The organism is Ignatzschineria sp. 22MB058224 (genome assembly GCF_058188435.1).
This window is the reverse complement of the sequence record NZ_CP187366.1, coordinates 1,835,573-1,851,240: the sequence shown is the minus strand read 5'-3', so window position 1 is coordinate 1,851,240 and position 15,668 is coordinate 1,835,573. Positions and strand designations below refer to the sequence as shown.

The following is a 15,668-nucleotide window of genomic DNA, read 5'->3' as shown; positions in this document are numbered from 1 at the left end:
TTTATTAAGAAATCCTATAACGTTAGCAAAAAGTAACATTTAGTATATCAAAGACTACTTTCTATAACTGAAACTCATTAATTGACCAAGATATCTCTCATTCCAGCACTTTTATTTCAGGATTACTCCTTACTTGTTGATTGATTACAGTTCAAAAAAACAAATATATCATTGATTTTTATTATTTTTTTTGTTGGAATGAAAAATTAATAGAAATCACTGTATGATCACAGTTTCAGTAGCCAAAAGAACCTAAATTCATCTATGTCTATTTTTAGCATCTCCCGATTTAGGAACAGTATTAGAAACGTTTATAGGTGACCTCTATATCAGTAATGACAGTTATAAAAATATTACTTTTGTAACTTTTTTACTCATCGTTTTAGCATTTATTTTTACTATTCTTCGTCTCTTTTATCTTCGAGAGAGTATTCCTACCTATTATTAAAGGAAAAAATTATGGTTAAGATATTAAAAAAAATAGTCCTATCAATGTTTTTATTTTCGAGTTTTTCATTTGCTCAAAACACCATTCTTAATGAAAATAATCCTGATAAATATCAAAAATTTAAATTAGATTATGAAGAGATGATCGAAATTGCAAATCCTGATCGATTAGCTTGGCGTATATTTTATGAAAAACCTTCTGAAGGAGAAAATGCAGCATGGTTTGATGCTGTAAAACAAGGTAATTTAGCAGCCGTAAAAAAAATGGTTGAAGCGGGACAAAATATAGAAGTCAAAGATGAAGCTAGCTTAGGTCAAACAGCATTGGGATGGGCAGCTTTCATCGGTTATGAAGATATAGTTGATTATCTTCTCTCTCAAAATGCTGATCTTTGGGCGACAGATCGAGGGGATGTTTCTTATTCTTTAAAATCTGCCGCGCTTGGTAAAAATGTCAATATTTTCAAAAAACTTTATCAATTGTTAAAAGATGATATTGATATTAATGATCAAGAACATGATGCACAAGGTGAAACAATGCTAATTGTTGCTGCAAGTAATGACCGTTACGACATTGTTTCCTATCTTTTAGAGCTTGGTGCTGATCCCAATCGTGTTACGACAGAACAGGATGTTAATCACCCAGGATATGATCAAGATGCCCTTACATTTGCGTGTGAACGAGGAAATGATCGTATCGTTAAATTACTGATTGAAAATGGGGCGATTAATCATCGAACAGGAACTGCTTCTTGCAATTAATTAAAAAAATATCTGTTAAACATTAAAATATAGGTTCACTGCCGATTCCCATCCTAATGCTATTAACAGAGTTATCCACAGGTTATCAAGAGGTGCTACAATTTGTAGTGCCTCTTCTGTTATAGGGTGATAAAAACGGATCTTTGCAGCATGCAATAGTAATCGATTACTTTTAAATTCTTTCAAAAAGAGCTTATTATGCCGTAAATCACCATATGTTGTATCGCCAACAATGGGGTGTGAAATATGATTCATATGTCGTCGTAACTGATGTTTACGTCCTGTTTCCGGATTTAACTCCACTAAAGAGTAACGGGATGTTGGGTATTTACCTGTGGATAAGTTTAATTCTACCGTCGCTAAATTACGATAATGAGAAATAGCTTCTTGAGCCTCTTTTCCTGTGACACCACGATCAGCAACTTTATCTAAAATAACCGTTAAAGCTTCATCAATCGTACCTGTTTCTTTTAAGTAACCACGTACAATCGCGACATAACTTTTTTGGACGCTATTTTCCATCCATTGTTTCGATAAAATACGCGCCGATTCAGCTGAAAATGCAAAAAGCAGAACACCAGACGTAGGTCGATCCAAACGGTGAATAGGGTAGAGATATTTCCCTACTTGATCGCGGAGATGTTGTAGAACAATATCGGTTACTTTAGGATCCAACAAAGAGCGATGGACAAACCAACCTGAAGGTTTATTAACCGCTACAATAGCATCATCTTGATAGAGTATTTCTAAAGGAGGATGAAAAGACATAAAACTCTATTGTGTATCAAATGATTGAGGGTGTAGATCGCGCCGATAAACAATATCTTGATCTAACACTTTGCCGCCACGTATCTGATCTTGCCCAAGCGTAATAACTAAATATTGTGAAGGTGCGAGCTCATAATAGTAAGGAATTCCCCAAGGATCTGTGAGAATCTCCTCTTGAATATATGGACCTTGCCACAACTTACTTCCCGGATTCTCTACTAAAATCTGTAAACCTTCCTCATTGGTAGGATAACGAGCGAAATCTTCACGGAAAATACTCAAAGCACCCTGAATCGAACGTAAATTTTGGTGTGCTCGAATAACTTTTGATTCATCATTTATTCCTAAAACACTCTGAGAAAACATCGCGATTAATATCGCAATGATGACCGTCATAATCATCCATTCAATTAATGAAAAACCTTGACGATAGAGTGTTTTAAAGGGATATTTAAACATAAATATAACGTCCGAATCTATTTTGATAATGTAACTTTTTGAAATAATTCAAAATAGTTAGGGAATGTTTTATCCACACATTGAGGATCCAAAATAGTGAGGGGAACTTTTGCTGAAAGGAGCGAAAAACACATCGCAATACGATGATCGTCATATGTTTCTATCTCAACACCTTCATTAAGGTTCTCTTGTGGATATATAACAAGATAATCATCACCTTCTTCTACCTTTACTCCTAATTTTTGTAACTCTGTTGCCATGGCATGAATTCGATCGGTCTCTTTAACACGCCAACTACCAATATTACGAAGAGTACTCTTCTGATCGCCAAAAACAGCTAAAATAGCTAAAGTCATTGCCGCATCTGGAATGTGGTTACAATCAAGATCTATTGCCTTTATTTGCCCATCTTTGGGCTTAGAAACGATTATTTCATTCTCATGCATAATAACGTCTGCACCCATTTTGACGAGGGCATCAACAAAACGAATATCACCTTGAATCGAATTTTTCCCGACACCTTTAACTGTTAAAGGACCACATATCGCGCCTAATGCAAGATAATATGAGGCACTTGATGCATCACCTTCGACATAGAAAGTTCCTGGAGAGGTAAATTGTGTATTCTGAGGAATCTGAAAGGATTGATATGACTCATGAGCAATATTCACGCCAAAATTCGCAAGTAAATTTAAAGTGATCTCAATGTATGGCTTGGAGATTAAAACGCCATCAACGTCAATTTTGACTGCTTGCTGAAGATGTGGGAGAGACATTAAAAGTGCTGTTAAATATTGGCTCGATACATTTCCTTTAATTGTAATCTTTTCAGCATCCAATTTTCCCGGCAAAATCTGAAGCGGTGGGTAACCCTCTTTTTCAAGATAATTCACTTGAAAGCCCAATTGACATAGCGCATCGACGAGATCTTTAATGGGCCTTTCATGCATTCGAGCAATTCCTCGAAGCTGATAGTCTCCCTCATTCATCGCAAGAGCGGCTGTTAATGAGCGAAAAGCAGTCCCCGCATTTCCTAAAAATAGATTCGCTTTCTTATTTGGAAAGCCCGATTTAGATCCAATAACTTCAAATGTACGAGTTTCTGAATTAGTCAGGCGTACAGTGATTCCTAAGATTTCTAAAGCTTTTAACATTCGATCGGTATCATCACTTCTAAGCAAATTTTCAATCACTGTTTTACCTTCTGTTAAAGCTGCCAACAGTAAAATTCGATTAGAGATACTCTTCGATCCAGGAATCGTTACAGAACCTTGCGCTGCTGCAATCTTTGGTAAAAAGAGCTTTTCCATTATGTTGATATTCCGATTATTTTTAGACAAATAGGATAGTTATCCATTATAAATTGATTTTATCATACCACTAATTCATCAATTCATTCATGCTTTCATCAATGAAAAAAGCTGATAGAAAACAATCTATCAGCTTCGCTTAGGAAAAGATCAATCTAACAATCATTATTTTCCATAAACATCATAATCAAAGTATTTTGCTTCCACTTCTTGATATGAACCATCTTCACGAGAGGCTTTGATTGCTTCATTAAATTTTTCAACAAGCTCATTGTCTCCTTTTCGAATACCAACACCAACACCTTCACCAAACCATTTCTCATCGAAGAAATCAGGTCCGATAAATTCTACACGTTCATCATAACCTTTTTGTAAATATCCCGTATCAAGTGCTACAACATCCGCAAAAACAAGATCAATACGACCAGTTTCAAGATCCATCATTGCTTCGTCAAGATTGCGATAACTCCGTACATCAGCCGTACGTTTATAATTATCATTCATATAAATTTCATGAATTGTGCCACTTTGAACACCTATACGCTTGCCTTTTAATCCTTCAGCAGAAACATCGATCTCTTTTCCTTTTGGAAAAACAAAGCGTGCAGGCGTTTGATAATACTTGTTACTGAAATTAACTGCTTTTTTACGAGTGTCGGTAATAGACATTGATGCAAGAATTGCATCAATACGTTTTGTATTCAATGAAGGAATTAAGGCATCAAAGTCTACCTGAACAATTTCACATTGTTGATTCATCTTTTCACAAAAAAGTTTAGCAAGATCGGGCTCAAAACCTTCCATTGTTTGATTTTCAGAAATATAACTAAAAGGAGGATACGAGCCTTCAATTCCAATTTTTAAAATATCTTGTGCCATAACTTGTGAGGCCAATAGCAATGAACTTCCTATTAATAATTTTTTTAACATTTTAGTGCTCCTAGTGAAGGTAATTAAATTTCTTGTGACTTATTATATTATTCAAGTCTTTATAAAATAAAGATGATGATAAGTAAACAGAGTTATCCACAGATCTTATAAATTTTCCTGATTTTACCAAGAGTTAAACCTATTTTTTCTTGTGAATATCTCTCTAGACAAATCTATGGATCAGTCTTTGCATAATTTAGGAATACTTTTATCTTAAAGTTATCCACAGATTTCTACCTTTTTTGTGCGGATAATTATCCAACTTCAAAAAAAGACCTCTCAATTTGGAGGTCTTTTTTACCTTTTTAGACTGTTATTTAGCCATGCGTCTTGGTAAACGGAAAAGATAACCAATAACTAATCCAATAACTAATGCGATAAGTGCTGGAATAAACCATCCCATCGTACTTCCTTGAAAAGGGAGATAATCAAGCAATGCTGTTAATTGAATCTTAAAGGTGGAATCACCGATATAACCTAATAGTACTGATAATGCACTGATAATCAACGTTACATAAATCGGTAATTGATAAGCAAGATTTGGAATTCCTTTTAATAGACGGTCGATAAATATCACCACAATTAAAACAATAGTGATGGGATAGATAATCAAAAGAATTGGAACAGCACCCATAATAATGCTATTTAATCCTTGGCTTGCTAATACAAAGCTGATGAGGGTAAAAATAACAGCATAAACTTGGTAAGATATTTTGTTAAATAACTCATGGAAATAACTACTTACGGCAACAATTAGTCCAATAGCGGTTGTTAAGCATGCCAATGTAACGATTAAACTAAGTAGTGTTCTTCCTGCTTCCCCATAGGTTAAACGTGCAACGCCAGTAAGGATTGATGTTCCCATATTACCACCTTTCATCTCTTCCGGTGTTAATGGGTAGTTATTTCCAATCCAAGCAAGCGATATATAGACTAATCCAAGACCAATTCCCGCAATGATAGCCGCGATAACAGCTTGTTTAAAAATTGATTTTTGTTCTGTTAAGCCTGTTGCTTTTACGGCATTGAGAACGATGATTGAGAATGCAACAGCCGCAATTGTATCCATCGTTTGGTAACCTTCTGAGAAACCGACAAGGAATGGATCTTTCATAAATTGCGGACTTACCACTGTAATAGGATCATTCAACAAAAAGAAAGAGCGAATGATTAATAAAACGATCGTAATCAAAAGTAGTGGTGTCAATATCTTACCAACACGTTCAACAAGTTTTGATGGATTTAACGCAAGATAAAAAGTTAATGCAAAGTAGATAACAGAAAAGATTATTTTTGAGGTAAACGTCTCAATTCCTCCGGGAAGGAATGGAAGAACTGCCATTTCGTAAGAGACCATTGCAGTTCTAGGAATTGCGAAGAAAGGTCCAATCGTCAGATAAATAATTACCATGAAGAGAACAGCGAAAATAGGATGGACTCTTCTTGCTTCAGAGCGAAAACCTTCAGCGGAAAAAGAACCTGCAATAATCCCTACGAGTGGAAGACCTACACCAGTCACAATAAAACCAATAATTGCAGGCATAAAATTAGTACCACTTAATTGCCCGACTGTAGGGGGGAATATTAAGTTACCTGCACCAAAAAAGAGTGCAAATAACATAAATCCGATAAATAACGTTCTTTTTGACATAAAAAACTCTCTATAAATACATTAAATGTATTCGTAATGGATTAAACATATTGATGAATGTGACTGATACATTTTAATTTTTAATTAATTTTGTTTTTATATCAGCCAAAACCTGCTTATCACTGTAATAAATCTTGTTTTTTTTATTAATATCATCTCTTTTATAAAGAATAGATGATGATGAGCAGTCGAAGTTATCCACAGTTTTGGGTAAAAATTAGTGAATAACTTATCTTAAGCTTATTTTTTCTTGTTGAAAAGTCCTTGTATAAATATCTGCATTAAATTGTCGATAAAAAACAAAGGAGTTATCCATAAGTTATCCACATTTTTGCGAATAACTTATCCTTATCAATTTATAAAATTCTGTGTATAAGCATAATAAATAATTGAATTTATTGTTTTATTTTTTCTAACAACATTTTCATTGCAATAGCTCTATGAGAAATTTTATTTTTTTCTACACTTGAAAGTTCACCAAATGTTTTATTTTCAGGAGGATAGTAAAAAAGAGGATCATATCCAAAACCTTGATTTCCTTCTATTTTTTCGGTAATTAAACCATGAACCTCTCCTTCAGTAATAAAAGGGACCGGATCTGTTGCATGTCGAAGGAGAACAATTACCGTTTTAAAGTAAGCTGCTCGTTCTTCTTGTTGCAGATGTTTCATTTTTTCGAGTAACTTTTGGTTATTAGCAATATCATTTCCTGATCCGCTGTAACGAGCAGAATAGATTCCAGGCTCACCATTAAGTTTAGGGACAACAAGTCCCGAATCATCGGCAAGAGTAGGTAATCCGCTAATTTTGGCAGCATTACGAGCTTTAATAAGCGCATTTTCAATAAATGTGAATCCTGTTTCTTCGGGATCAGAGGTAATTCCTGCATCTTTTAATGAAATGATTTTGATTGATAAAGGGGTAAATAAAGCCTGAAATTCGGCAATTTTTCCAGCATTATTGCTAGCAATAAGAATTTTTTTCATAAGTTATCATGTATTCTTGTTATAAAAGGGGAAATATATCGTGATAAAAATTTAATTAACTGAGCTTACAAATATTGCATTTATCTTCTTCGGGAATTTTTTTGAGTATATCTATTAAATATTCGTTCTGAATTGTCTGAAGATTAGGAGCAATTTCTAAAAGAGGAATTAATACAAATGCACGTTGATTCATAAAAGGATGCGGTATGGTTAGTTGTTCAGTCTGAATAGTTTGATTTCCATAAAGTAAAATATCAATATCTAACGTCCGCGGGCCCCAATGTATTATTCTTTCTCGATGATGTGCTTGTTCTATTAATTGTATGGCAGATAAGAGCTCGTATGGGGAGAGTGATGTTGTGATTTCAAGTGCAGCATTAATAAAATCAGGTTGTTTGGGTCCAACGGGTGGTGTTTTGTAGAGTGATGATTGTTTCTCTAATATAATGTTTGAGAAGTTTTTTATCTCTTCAATAGCTGATAAAATTTGATTTTTGGGATTATTAAGATTTGAGCCCAATGAAAGATATGCAATGTTCATATAACCCTTTAAAAAAATAAATAAAATAAATATCTTGCATTTAGAAGAATTTACGCTTAATGTTAGAGTCTGTCTAGCAGATTAATCGATAGACAGTTTCTTTTTTTAAATATGATTTTTGATCATATAAGTTTTATTTTTGAGGTTTTTTATGCGTATTGGAACTGTAAAATGGTTCAATGAATCTAAAGGATTCGGTTTTATCACTCCTGATGACGGTGGTGCAGATGTATTCGTACATTTCTCTACAATCCAAGGAGATGGCTTTCGTACTTTAGCAGAAGGTCAAAAAGTTGAGTTTGAAGCGAAAGAGAGTGATCGTGGTCTTCAAACAACTGTTTGTAAACCTGCTTAATATAGTATTTAAGTAAGAGAGTCAGGTCATTTAGTTTGTTCGTTTGAATTGTTAGTTATGCATTTAATTAGTAACCTCTAGAACAAAAACACCGGACACAAAAAAAGCCGCTAATTAATTTTAGCGGCTTTTTCTTTGTTAACTTTTATGGCTTACATATTTTCAATCATAATATCACCAAATTCACTTGTAGAGACTTCAGTTGCATCTGTCATCATTTTGGCAAAGTCAGAAGTCACTTTCTTCGATGAAATAGCTCCATTTAATGCTTTGATGACTAAATCTGCTGCTTCAGTCCAACCTAGATGACGTAGCATCATTTCTGCTGAGAGAATCAATGATCCTGGATTCACTAAATTTTTACCTGCAATGTCGGGAGCAGTCCCGTGAGTTGCTTCAAAAATAGCAATAGAATCAGAGAGGTTTGCTCCTGGAGCAATACCAATTCCCCCAACTTGAGCAGCTAATGCATCCGAAATATAGTCGCCATTAAGATTTAATGTTGCAACGACACTATATTTTTCCGGTTCGAAAAGTATGCGCTGCAAGAAAGCATCGGCAATACTATCTTTAATGGTGATCATTTTTCCTGTTTTAGGATTTTTAAATTCACACCAAGGCCCATTACCAATCAATGTTGCGCCAAATTCTTCACGAGCTAACTCATATCCCCAATCACGGAATCCCCCTTCAGTGAATTTCATAATATTGCCTTTATGAACTAATGTCACATTAGGCTTATCATTGTCAATAGCATATTGAATTGCTTTACGGACAAGGCGTTTAGTACCTTCTTCTGAAACAGGTTTTATACCAATGCCCGATGTTTTTGGAAAACGAATTTTATTGACATTCATCTCATTTTGAAGGAAATCAATCACACGTTTAGCTTCTGGTGAACCTGCTTCCCACTCAATACCCGCATAGATATCTTCAGAGTTTTCACGGAAAATAACCATATCTACTTTTTCAGGCTCTTTTACAGGTGAAGGCACGCCTTGAAAATATTGGACAGGACGCATGCAGAGATAAAGGTCAAGTGTTTGACGTATTGTCACATTTAAAGAACGAATTCCTCCCCCTACCGGCGTTGTTAAAGGTCCTTTGATAGAGACAATATACTCTTCTAAAGCTTCTAAAGTCTCTTTTGGAAGCCACTCATTTTCACCATATACTTTTGTAGATTTTTCTCCAGCGTAGACTTCCATCCATGCAATTTTTTTTGTACCGGAATAAGCTTTTTCAACAGCAGCATTAACGACTTTTTGCATTACTGGAGTAATCTCTGCTCCAACAGCATCCCCTTCTACAAAAGGAATGATTGGATTGTTAGGGACGTTGAGTGAAAAATCCTGATTGAGGGTGATTTTTTCCCCAGCAGGAACTATGATATGTTTATAACTCATAAAGCTAAACCTCCATTTAGTATGTAATTAAAATATTAAAAAAATATTAGATAAAATTCATTATAGCCCTAATTTCGTTGAATGATACGTTTAGGACCGATAGAAGTTGATGTATTAGGTATACCAATGCCTAAAAAATTATCTTGCTCATCATACAACCGATATTGTTCATTGTTTTTGAGAGGTATTTCGACATGGATTCTCTGTCCGTGAAGAATTCTTATTGCTTCTTCTTGATTAAATGTAAGGGTTGGGAGATTGATTAGTGCACTATCTATCGGTAATAGAAATTGATCGAGTTTTTCAAAATTACCATCGCAATTATCTAACATCTCAATAGTTATCATTTGATGATCAGTAAAAGGATCAATCGATTGGCGTCTGAGCATGATTAAATGGCCAAATGTATCAAGTTTAAGTGCGATATCTTCTGCTAAAACGCGAATATAAGTACCTTTAGAACAGGTAACGGTTGCAGTAAAACTATATTTATCAATAGCATCTAATTTAAGAGAATATATAGTGATTGAACGAGCTTTACGCTCCACTTCGATACCTTTTCTTGCTAGTTCATAGAGACGCTCACCATTATGATGAAGGGCGGAGACCATTGGTGGAACTTGTAAAATTTCACCAGAGAACTGTTTAAAAATAGCTATTAAGCGTTCAGGCGTTAGATTTTGTGGAGGATGTGCCATTTCGACAATATCCCCTTCGTCATCACCAGTAGATGTTTTTTCACCCAATTTACAGGTAAATTGGTAGGTTTTACGGTTATCAAGAAGTTGACCTGCAAATTTTGTGGCCTCTCCAAAACAGATAGGTAACATTCCGGTCGCCATCGGGTCTAAAGTTCCACTATGGCCGGCTTTATCTGCGTTGAAAATTCGTTTTATTCGCTGCAATGCATGATTGCTTGTAATGCCTTTTGGTTTATCAAAAAGCAAAATGCCGTCAAGTTGACGGCGTTTATGTTTACTCTTTTTCTGTGTCATCGGTACGGTTCTCTGCTTTCATCTCATCGGAGCGAATTGCCTCTGTAATCAATGATGTAATCGCATTACTTTTCTCTAAGAGGTCATCATAGATAAAGTGAAAACGAGGAATTGTCCGAATTCTGAGGATTTTCCCCAATTGGCGCCGAAATTCAGGTCCATATTCATGGAGAAGGGCGATAATTTCGCTTCGCTCTTCTTCTGGCCCTAAATAAGTGACATAAACTTTCGCTTGAGAAAAGTCTCGAACAGTTTCGACAAGTGTAATTGACACCATCATAGCTCGGGGGTCGCTCATATCTTTGCGAATAAGCAATGATAGCTCCTGACGGAGCTGCTCATTAATACGTTTTAAACGTGAATTATTACTCATTATAGTTTGCGTTCTACTTCAACAGTTTCAAATACTTCGATCTGGTCACCGGTACGAACATCATTATAGTTCTTTACACCGATACCACATTCAATCCCCGCACGAACCTCGTTAACGTCATCTTTAAAGCGACGAAGTGATTCGAGTTCACCCTCATAGATCACAATATTATCACGAAGTACACGGATCGGGTTATTTCGTTTAATAATTCCCTCAGTCACCATACAACCAGCAATAGCACCAATTTTGGGAGATTTAAATACATCACGAACTTCTGCGATACCAATAATTTCTTCTCTAAATTGCGGCGCAAGTTTTCCGATTAATGCTTTTTTCACTTCATCGATTACATCGTAGATAACGCTGTAATAGTAGAGAGATAGACCTTCATCTTCAATAATTTTACGAGCAGTATTGTCCGCACGAACATTAAATCCAACGACTAAAGCATCCGAAGAGACGGCAAGGTTTGCATCTGATTCAGTGATACCACCAACACCACTTGCAATGACCTTAACAGTCACTTCATCATTAGAGAGTTCTTCTAAGGCATTAATTAATGCTTCAACAGACCCTTGAACATCTGCTTTTAAAACGATATTGAGACGTTTATTTTCATCTTCGCCCAATGAACTAAAGAGATTTTCAAGTTTTGATTTGTGTTGTCTTGCTAATTTGATTTCTCTAAATTTACCTTGACGGAATAGTGCAATTTCACGTGCTTTACGCTCATCGGGGACTACCATCACTTCATCACCCGCATTTGGTACGCCAGAAAGGCCAATAACTTCTACTGGGATCGATGGTGATGCACTTTCAACGGGTTGACCATTTTCATCAATTAAGGCTCTTACACGACCATATTCATAACCGGCAAGTAAGATATCTCCTTTTTTAAGATTTCCTGACTGTACAAGAATTGATGCCACAGGACCACGTCCACGATCAAGTTTTGATTCAATAACAGAACCACGAGCAGGTCCTTCAGAGATTGCTTTTAGTTCTAATACTTCTGCTTGTACAAGAATTTGATCAAGAAGATGATCAATACCTTCCCCTGTTTTTGATGATACATAAGCAAAGAGATTATCACCACCCCATTCTTCAGAAACAATGCCGTATTGTGTCAATTCGGACATAATACGATCCTTATCTGCAGTAGGCTTATCGATTTTGGTTACAGCAACAATTACTGGAGTTTCAGACGCTTTCGCATGCTGAATACCTTCAATTGTTTGTGGCATGATTCCATCATCAGCGGCAATTACGAGTATAACAATATCCGTTACTTTTGCGCCACGAGCACGCATTGCAGCGAATGCACTATGGCCTGGAGTATCGAGGAATGTAATAACACCTTTATCTGTTTTGACGTGATATGCACCTATATGCTGTGTAATGCCACCTGCTTCACCACTAGCAACATGTTCTTTTCGAATATAGTCAAGAAGTGATGTTTTACCATGGTCAACGTGACCCATAATTGTTACAACTGGTGGTCTTGGTTTTAGAAGATCTGCACCACCTTGTTCAATTGAAGCGATTAATTCTTCTTCTAGTGGGTTTTCGCTGACAAATCGATAAGTATTACCCATTTCTTCAATAACTATTGCCGCAGTTTCTCGATCGAGCAATTGGTTAATGGTGACCATTGAACCAAGATTCATCAATACCTTGATAACCTCAGCTGCTTTTACAGCCATTTTGTGGGCAAGATCGGCCACACTAATAGTTTCACCTAATTCTACTTCAACTTGTTTTGTTGCTGTTGGAAGTTGGAAACCATGTTGTTGTTGAGGTTGATTACGTTTTGTTTGACGACGATTACCTTTTTTATTTTCACGCTTCAACGAAATCTCAGCACGATCATCATCGTCACGTCCGCGTCTACGAGAGCTTGACTTACGAGTTTTCTTATTATCCACCTTATCTTCATCAAGTTTAGGGGACCGTTTTACAGCCTTAACAATAACTTTCTCTTCCTCTTCAACAGCAGGTACTTCTGTTACTTCTTCCTCTGTTGTTTGGAATTGGATCGCTACTTTAGAGACAGGTTTTTCAATTGCTGAAGCCATTTTCGTTAAACGCGCAATCTCTTCTTGTTGCGCTTTTTCACGTTGTTCTTTTTTGGTTTTTTCAGCTTCTTTTTTCTCTTCAAGCTCGCGTTCAGCTCGTTCTTTAGCCGCTAATTGGCGTTCTTGTTGTAAACGTTCAGTTTCTAAGCGTTTTGCGTCTTGTTTTGCTTTACGTTCAGCCTCTTTCTCTGCTTTGGAATTTTTTGAGGATTCTTTTTCAGATTTAGATGAGGCCTTTTCTTGAACGATTGATGTATCCGTATCAGGAGAAGTTTTATCTACCGGAAGAGCGTCTGTTGGTTTTGTTTGAGCGACAGCCTCTACATTCGTAGCAGTTGGTTCCGCTGCAACCTCAAGATTTTGCACTTCTGGTGTTACAACATTCTCTTCACTCTTTTGTTTCACATAAGTACGCTTACGACGAACTTCAACAGGAACTGTACGTGCTTGACCTGGTGCGGTTTCCACTTTGAGTTCTGTATGGGTTTTTCGTTTTAACGTAATTTTTGATGGGCTCTTTGCTTTATCTTTTTCACTCATTCTTATCTTCCATGTAGACAAATATCTAACGGTTATTTTATCTGTTCATATTATTCAAACCAGCTCTGTCTTGCTGCCATAATATATTTGCTTGCATCTTCCTCATCAATATCGACAAGTTCACAAAGCTCATCCGTTGATAACTCTGCTAAGTCATCTAATGTACGGATATTACTCTTTGCAAGGGTAATTGCAAGCAACTCATTATCATCAAGTATTGCTATAAGTTCAGGCGTAGGTGCTGATTCGCCAAGTTTTTGAAGAAGCTCTTTTTTACTATTCAAGGCTTCAAGAGCAGCATCGCGAAGAGCTTCAACAATATCTTCATCAAACTCCTCAATTTCAAGCATCTCAAAGACAGGAACATAGGCAACTTCTTCAATTGTAGAGAAACCTTCACGAATCAAAATTTCAGCAACTTCTTCATCAACGTTCAAGGCTTCCATAAAGAGATCAAGAATTCGTCCTGACTCTTTTTCATATTTCTGTTGGGCTTCTTCGCTGCCCATAACATTTAACTCCCATCCTGTAAGGTTAGAAGCTAAACGCACGTTTTGTCCACCGCGTCCAATTGCCTGAGATAATTTATCTTGGCTTACGGCGATGTCCATCATATGACGATCTTCATCTACAACTACTGACATTACTTCAGCAGGAGACATCGCATTAATGACAAACTGTACAGGATTTTCATCCCAAAGGACGATATCAACACGTTCACCGGCGAGTTCTTTAGTGATGTTTTGAACACGAGAACCACGCATACCAACACATGCTCCAACAGGGTCGATGCGCTGATCATGTGTTTTGACTGCAATTTTTGCACGACTGCCGGGATCGCGACTTGCTGCGATAATTTCAATCGAACCTTGATTAATTTCTGGTACTTCGATTTCAAATAAAGCTTTGATAAGTGCATCACTTCTGCGTGAAAGTACAACTTGTGGTCCACGAGGATTATCCATACTAATCTCTTCGAGGACGGCACGAACTTGGTTACCAATACGAAGTGATTCACGGGGAATCATATTCTCTTTTGGTAAAAATGCTTCATCATTATCACCAATATCCACGTAAAAATTTCCACGATCAATACGTTTAATTGTTCCACGCATTAATTCACCAACACGATTTTCATAACGGCGAGCCATCTGCATTCTTTCAGCTTCGCGAATCTTTTGAAAAATAATTTGTTTTGCGGTTTGAGCACCGATTCGTGCAAATGGGATATTCTCAATCTCTTCTTCGATAAAATCCCCTATTTGAATCTCTGGATCATCAATTTGAGCAGCAGATAAGGTTAGTTGACGTGTTGGAATTTGCTCTTCTTTTGGTAGATTATCATCGACAACCATCCAACGACGGAATGTACGATATGATCCATCAGCTTTATCAATTTCAATACGAAGATCCACATCAATAGTATAAGTTCTGCGTGCAGCCGCTGCTAAAGCAAACTCTAACGCTGCGAAAATTTCATCTCGCGAGATACCTTTTTCATTGGATACCGTTTCCGCGACGAGCAGTATTTCTTTATTATTCATTTAAGAACTCTCTTTTATAAAAATTAAAAGTCGATCACGAGTTGTGCTCGGTCAATATTGGATAATGGGACAACAACAGGTTCTTCTGAGAATTGATCATTCTCGAGTCTCATTGAAATATGAAGATCTGTTTCGGTGACATCTAATACTTTTCCTTGGAAGCGGCGGCGGTTATTAATAGCCGAGCGTAATTGGAAAGCAATTAATTGATCTCTATATTGTGAAAACTGCTCAGGACTAAAAAAATATCGATCTAAACCTGGTGAAGAGACCTCTAAGGTGTAATGCATGGAAATAGGATCATGGACATCAAGAAGACCTGCTACTTGGCCACTAACAATTTCACAATCTTCAATCCCGATACCATCGGCTTTATCAATATAGATACGTAAAATGGCATTTTTTGTATTGGGATGAAATTCAATTCCCCATAACTGATATCCCAACGCTTCGATCGAAGGTGAGAGGAGTTCAGTAAGGTTGTAAGGATCTTTACGCATATTGGTAGAATTCCATAAAAATTTAA

General features: G+C 36.4%; 15 protein-coding genes. 2 read left to right on the top strand and 13 right to left on the bottom strand.

Annotation, left to right across the window (positions count from 1 at the left end):
- Positions 1-459: 459 nt before the first annotated feature.
- The gene (locus ACPF7B_RS08075; RefSeq protein WP_490505300.1) at positions 460-1,209 is read left to right on the top strand and encodes an ankyrin repeat domain-containing protein; all 750 of its coding nucleotides are present in this window, start codon (positions 460-462) and stop codon (positions 1,207-1,209) included.
- 15 nt (positions 1,210-1,224) lie between these two features.
- On the opposite strand, the gene truC is transcribed toward ACPF7B_RS08075, so the two are convergent.
- The 7 genes from truC to folK all read right to left on the bottom strand — a co-directional run bounded on the left by truC (position 1,225) and on the right by folK (position 7,854).
- A complete protein-coding gene (gene truC, locus ACPF7B_RS08070) occupies positions 1,225-1,977 on the bottom strand; it encodes a tRNA pseudouridine(65) synthase TruC (protein WP_490505299.1) in 753 nt (250 codons plus the stop codon).
- A gap of 6 nt (positions 1,978-1,983) precedes the next feature.
- Positions 1,984-2,436: a type II secretion system major pseudopilin GspG gene (gspG, locus tag ACPF7B_RS08065; protein WP_490505298.1), complete on the bottom strand. Its 453-nt coding sequence runs from the start codon at positions 2,434-2,436 to the stop codon at positions 1,984-1,986.
- 17 nt (positions 2,437-2,453) lie between these two features.
- On the bottom strand, positions 2,454-3,746 hold the full coding sequence (aroA, locus tag ACPF7B_RS08060; protein ID WP_490505297.1) for a 3-phosphoshikimate 1-carboxyvinyltransferase: 1,293 nt from the start codon (positions 3,744-3,746) through the stop codon (positions 2,454-2,456).
- A gap of 165 nt (positions 3,747-3,911) precedes the next feature.
- Positions 3,912-4,676, bottom strand: a complete 765-nt coding sequence (locus ACPF7B_RS08055) for a transporter substrate-binding domain-containing protein (protein ID WP_490505296.1) — start codon at positions 4,674-4,676, stop codon at positions 3,912-3,914.
- A gap of 313 nt (positions 4,677-4,989) precedes the next feature.
- Positions 4,990-6,327 (bottom strand): branched-chain amino acid transport system II carrier protein, encoded by a 1,338-nt coding sequence (gene brnQ, locus ACPF7B_RS08050; RefSeq protein WP_490505295.1) that lies wholly within the window; start codon positions 6,325-6,327, stop codon positions 4,990-4,992.
- Between the two features lie 395 nt (positions 6,328-6,722).
- On the bottom strand, positions 6,723-7,313 hold the full coding sequence (gene rdgB / locus ACPF7B_RS08045; RefSeq protein ID WP_490505294.1) for an RdgB/HAM1 family non-canonical purine NTP pyrophosphatase: 591 nt from the start codon (positions 7,311-7,313) through the stop codon (positions 6,723-6,725).
- A 55-nt stretch (positions 7,314-7,368) separates the two neighbouring features.
- On the bottom strand, positions 7,369-7,854 hold the full coding sequence (gene folK / locus ACPF7B_RS08040) for a 2-amino-4-hydroxy-6-hydroxymethyldihydropteridine diphosphokinase (protein ID WP_490505293.1): 486 nt from the start codon (positions 7,852-7,854) through the stop codon (positions 7,369-7,371).
- Between the two features lie 151 nt (positions 7,855-8,005).
- Here folK and ACPF7B_RS08035 point away from each other — a divergent pair, with 151 nt between their 5' ends.
- The gene (locus ACPF7B_RS08035; protein ID WP_094568408.1) at positions 8,006-8,209 is read left to right on the top strand and encodes a cold-shock protein; all 204 of its coding nucleotides are present in this window, start codon (positions 8,006-8,008) and stop codon (positions 8,207-8,209) included.
- Positions 8,210-8,361: 152 nt separating this feature from the next.
- On the opposite strand, the gene icd is transcribed toward ACPF7B_RS08035, so the two are convergent.
- From icd to rimP, 6 genes are all read right to left on the bottom strand, one after another.
- The gene (gene icd / locus ACPF7B_RS08030; protein ID WP_490505292.1) at positions 8,362-9,615 is read right to left on the bottom strand and encodes an NADP-dependent isocitrate dehydrogenase; all 1,254 of its coding nucleotides are present in this window, start codon (positions 9,613-9,615) and stop codon (positions 8,362-8,364) included.
- Positions 9,616-9,683: 68 nt separating this feature from the next.
- The gene (gene truB / locus ACPF7B_RS08025; RefSeq protein ID WP_490505291.1) at positions 9,684-10,610 is read right to left on the bottom strand and encodes a tRNA pseudouridine(55) synthase TruB; all 927 of its coding nucleotides are present in this window, start codon (positions 10,608-10,610) and stop codon (positions 9,684-9,686) included.
- Positions 10,591-10,983 carry a 30S ribosome-binding factor RbfA gene (rbfA, locus tag ACPF7B_RS08020; protein ID WP_490505290.1) on the bottom strand — a complete coding sequence of 131 codons (393 nt, stop codon included), beginning with the start codon at positions 10,981-10,983 and terminating at the stop codon, positions 10,591-10,593. The genes truB and rbfA overlap by 20 nt, the downstream gene beginning before the upstream one ends.
- Entirely contained in the window at positions 10,983-13,598 is a 2,616-nt protein-coding gene (gene infB, locus ACPF7B_RS08015; RefSeq protein WP_490505289.1) for a translation initiation factor IF-2, read from the bottom strand. The genes rbfA and infB overlap by 1 nt, the downstream gene beginning before the upstream one ends.
- A gap of 50 nt (positions 13,599-13,648) precedes the next feature.
- Positions 13,649-15,142 (bottom strand): transcription termination factor NusA, encoded by a 1,494-nt coding sequence (nusA, locus tag ACPF7B_RS08010; RefSeq protein WP_490505288.1) that lies wholly within the window; start codon positions 15,140-15,142, stop codon positions 13,649-13,651.
- A 23-nt stretch (positions 15,143-15,165) separates the two neighbouring features.
- Positions 15,166-15,642, bottom strand: a complete 477-nt coding sequence (gene rimP, locus ACPF7B_RS08005; protein WP_490505287.1) for a ribosome maturation factor RimP — start codon at positions 15,640-15,642, stop codon at positions 15,166-15,168.
- Between the last annotated feature and the right edge of the window lie 26 nt (positions 15,643-15,668).

What these genes read in the sequence shown, in the direction of transcription:
- rbfA (WP_490505290.1), bottom strand. Translation starts at nt 10,983, where the DNA reads ATGAGTAATAATTCACGTTTAAAACGTATTAATGAGCAGCTCCGTCAG.
- infB (WP_490505289.1), bottom strand. Translation starts at nt 13,598, where the DNA reads ATGAGTGAAAAAGATAAAGCAAAGAGCCCATCAAAAATTACGTTAAAA.
- nusA (WP_490505288.1), bottom strand. Translation starts at nt 15,142, where the DNA reads ATGAATAATAAAGAAATACTGCTCGTCGCGGAAACGGTATCCAATGAA.
- rimP (WP_490505287.1), bottom strand. Translation starts at nt 15,642, where the DNA reads ATGCGTAAAGATCCTTACAACCTTACTGAACTCCTCTCACCTTCGATC.
- ACPF7B_RS08055 (WP_490505296.1), bottom strand. Translation starts at nt 4,676, where the DNA reads ATGTTAAAAAAATTATTAATAGGAAGTTCATTGCTATTGGCCTCACAA.
- rdgB (WP_490505294.1), bottom strand. Translation starts at nt 7,313, where the DNA reads ATGAAAAAAATTCTTATTGCTAGCAATAATGCTGGAAAAATTGCCGAA.
- brnQ (WP_490505295.1), bottom strand. Translation starts at nt 6,327, where the DNA reads ATGTCAAAAAGAACGTTATTTATCGGATTTATGTTATTTGCACTCTTT.
- folK (WP_490505293.1), bottom strand. Translation starts at nt 7,854, where the DNA reads ATGAACATTGCATATCTTTCATTGGGCTCAAATCTTAATAATCCCAAA.
- truB (WP_490505291.1), bottom strand. Translation starts at nt 10,610, where the DNA reads ATGACACAGAAAAAGAGTAAACATAAACGCCGTCAACTTGACGGCATT.
- ACPF7B_RS08075 (WP_490505300.1), top strand. Translation starts at nt 460, where the DNA reads ATGGTTAAGATATTAAAAAAAATAGTCCTATCAATGTTTTTATTTTCG.
- truC (WP_490505299.1), bottom strand. Translation starts at nt 1,977, where the DNA reads ATGTCTTTTCATCCTCCTTTAGAAATACTCTATCAAGATGATGCTATT.
- icd (WP_490505292.1), bottom strand. Translation starts at nt 9,615, where the DNA reads ATGAGTTATAAACATATCATAGTTCCTGCTGGGGAAAAAATCACCCTC.
- aroA (WP_490505297.1), bottom strand. Translation starts at nt 3,746, where the DNA reads ATGGAAAAGCTCTTTTTACCAAAGATTGCAGCAGCGCAAGGTTCTGTA.
- ACPF7B_RS08035 (WP_094568408.1), top strand. Translation starts at nt 8,006, where the DNA reads ATGCGTATTGGAACTGTAAAATGGTTCAATGAATCTAAAGGATTCGGT.
- gspG (WP_490505298.1), bottom strand. Translation starts at nt 2,436, where the DNA reads ATGTTTAAATATCCCTTTAAAACACTCTATCGTCAAGGTTTTTCATTA.